Here is a 2,842-nt window from a genome sequence, read left to right as displayed (position 1 = left end):
TGATGTTAACCGCATAGTTTTTCAATCCATCTGAAGCCAGTGTCATTCTTACCTCAACCTTCCCGGCACCATCAACCTGAGACAAGATAGTCTCCAGTTCCGCCTGCATTTGCTCCTTTATACTGCCTCCGGTCCCGCCGTTGGGACGGGATACGCTCTGCTGGGTACCGGAACGATTGGGGGCAGGCCATAACAGGGCCAGCAGGCCAAGACAGACCACAATTACAATCAGGTAGCGGCCTTTTTTACTGCGCAGGGAAAACTTTTCCCCGGTCTCTTCCTTGATCCCTCTTATCCATTCTTCCAAACATCTCAGCCTCCCTCGAACTTTATATCTATGTCAACATTTTGAAAGCCATACATGTTTTGCACCAGATTAATGATCTTCTGCCGCATACGTTCCTGTTCTTCTTCGGACAGTCCGGCCTGACCGGAAAAAACATTTATTTTTTCATCATCAGTCCCGCTGCCATTTCCCGGTATTACTTTTAAATCGAGTCTGGTTATCGCACCGCTGCTGTCTACCCCGGCTTTAATATCTACCTCCTCCACCCCCGGCACCAGCATGGCCATGGCGCCTATCTGCCCTTCCACCCTGGTTTTGATGGCATCGCTGTCGGCAGTTATTATACGCTGATTAATTTCTTTACCGGCCTGAAGAATTTCTTCATTTTGGAGCTGGTTCGCCTCATAATCCCAGAGATTAATTTTGAATTCACGGTTCTCATAGAGCAGACTGAGGGCCGGATTTAAAATAGCTATCAGTATAAAAAGGCCCATAGCCAAACGGGCAAATGGTTTTATGCCCCCATCCGGCAGCAGCAGTTCCAAAAAACTGGCCACCATGATAATAACCAGCAGGTTTCTGACAATTTGCACCAAAACTTCCATACCATCATCCCCCGCTCAGTTCAACATGTACATGGAGTTGGATATTCCTGCCACTATGGCGATCATTATAAAAAACATCAATCCCACCGCCGCTATGGCTGCCAGCATTAACAGCAGGTGGGTACTCATGATTTCGAGAAACGCAGCCGTCCGGGCATCCCCCATGGGTTCCACTAGTGCCGCCGTAAGGCGGTAGATCAGGGCAATGGCCGCTATTTTCAGCAAAGGAAAAATTATTAGGCCAAAGACTATTAATACCCCAAAAATACCCAGAGCCTGTTTAAGCATCACGACATAGCCCGCCGCTACTTCCAGTGTATCAGACACCATTTTCCCAATAATAGGAATAGTATTGTCCGTTATGAACTTGGTCGTACGTAACGCCACTTTGTCCAATACGGCACCATACAAAGCCCGTAATGTAACCATTCCTACGAAAATGGTTACGAAAAACCCCAGACAGATCTGCGCCATCTGGGTAAAAAATTTGGCCAGCCGCTCCACTTTTACGGTATCAGACATGTGATTGACCAGATGGAGGATGGCCGACATAATAATGAGCGGAAAAACTATGTTTTTAATGGCATTGGCAAAAGCGGTAGCAGTAGTCATAAGGACCGGAAAAAGCATTACCGATGTATTGATGTTGCCCAGCCCAGCCACCAGCACCATCATCTGGGGCAGCATTCCCAGCATAAATGCAACCATGTTGTCGATGGTATTCTGGCCGATGGATAAAACCACTTTGAAAGAGCCCAGGGCAATTGCGCACAGAGCCAGGAAACACGCCATATAGGATACTTTTGCCACTCCGGAAGAAAAAGAAGTCTGCAGATTGATCAGCAAGGCCGCCAGCACCGACAGGACAATCAGTTTACCCAATAAACCGGAATTGGCCGTAACCTCCTTAAAGAAAAATTGCAGCAGATTGCGTGCCGTCTCCTGTAAATCAAAGTTCCAATCCCCTTTGATAAAATCGGCTATCCAGGCACTGACCGGTTTCTGTTGCAGATAAGAATTTACTTCACCATCGATCATGCTCTTGTATTCATCCATAGCCTTCAGATCAAGGCTTTGCATCGCCTCCTGCAAAGTAAAGGCAGCATCGCTTTCAGAATCAGCCTGGTCTTCCGCCGCCACCGCTGCAGGTACCATGATGCCCAGCAGTAAGATTAAAAGTGATGTAAACAAGTATCTCTTCACCAGCACTCCTCATTTCCTGCTCCATTTCGGCTCAAAGTTGGGCAGAGCGTGACATGACTTTATTTAGGCAATAATTCCATCAGCGACTCGATAATGGCTACGATTATGGGTAAGGCCAGTACCGCTATGATAATCTTGGAGGCAAATTCTACTTTTCGGGCTACGGCCTGTTCACCGGCATCGCTGCAGATAGCTGAGGCGAATTCCCCCAGATAGGCAACCCCCAGTATTTTTAAAACCGTGGCCAGGAAAAAGTAATTAATTCCCGCCCGGTTAACCAATTCCTTCATGATATCAAGAATGGCGGTTATCTTTCCTATCATGAAGATAAAGATAACCACACTGAATACTATGCTAAGCAGCACTGCCATGACCGGCTTTTCCTGCCGGAGTATGAGTAATAGAACAGTTGTAACCAGAGCTAATCCTACTATTTGAGCTATTTCCACTGCTATCGCCCCTTTTTCGTATCATGGACGCTAAAGAGGTTGGGCCTACAAACCGAATACCGAACGAACCGTGGTAAATAACTGGTTCATGAGCTGAACTACGATGATCAGCACCACCACTACGCCGGCCAGGGTTAACAACTGGGCCTGTTCTTCCTTGTTGGCCTGTTTCAGAACAATACACAGAACCGATACCAGAATCCCAATCCCTGCTACCCGGAAAATAATATTTATATCCACTATCCCTGCCCCCTTTTTATTTGGGAGTTTTGCATAATTCCCAAAACCCCATTTGTCAT

At 46.9% G+C, this 2,842-nt stretch carries 4 protein-coding genes and 1 pseudogene; all 5 read right to left on the bottom strand.

Features of this window, described 5'->3' with window-relative positions:
* Positions 1-307, bottom strand: a pseudogene (locus tag B3W37_RS15725) (hypothetical protein); the annotation flags it as partial.
* A gap of 5 nt (positions 308-312) precedes the next feature.
* Positions 313-891, bottom strand: a complete 579-nt coding sequence (spoIIIAF, locus tag B3W37_RS15720; protein WP_483176383.1) for a stage III sporulation protein AF — start codon at positions 889-891, stop codon at positions 313-315.
* Between the two features lie 15 nt (positions 892-906).
* On the bottom strand, positions 907-2,094 hold the full coding sequence (gene spoIIIAE, locus B3W37_RS15715; protein ID WP_483176382.1) for a stage III sporulation protein AE: 1,188 nt from the start codon (positions 2,092-2,094) through the stop codon (positions 907-909).
* A 59-nt stretch (positions 2,095-2,153) separates the two neighbouring features.
* The gene (gene spoIIIAD / locus B3W37_RS15710) at positions 2,154-2,543 is read right to left on the bottom strand and encodes a stage III sporulation protein AD (protein WP_483176381.1); all 390 of its coding nucleotides are present in this window, start codon (positions 2,541-2,543) and stop codon (positions 2,154-2,156) included.
* A gap of 45 nt (positions 2,544-2,588) precedes the next feature.
* Positions 2,589-2,842: stage III sporulation protein AC (gene spoIIIAC, locus B3W37_RS15705; protein WP_483176380.1), on the bottom strand; the 254-nt coding region annotated here is incomplete at its 5' end.

This window comes from Syntrophomonas sp. UBA5494, from assembly GCF_002426325.1.
This window is presented reverse-complemented; position numbering and strand designations above follow the sequence as displayed.

Excerpts from the sequence above, each read along its gene's own strand:
- spoIIIAF (WP_483176383.1), bottom strand. The coding sequence starts at position 891 with ATGGAAGTTTTGGTGCAAATTGTCAGAAACCTGCTGGTTATTATCATG.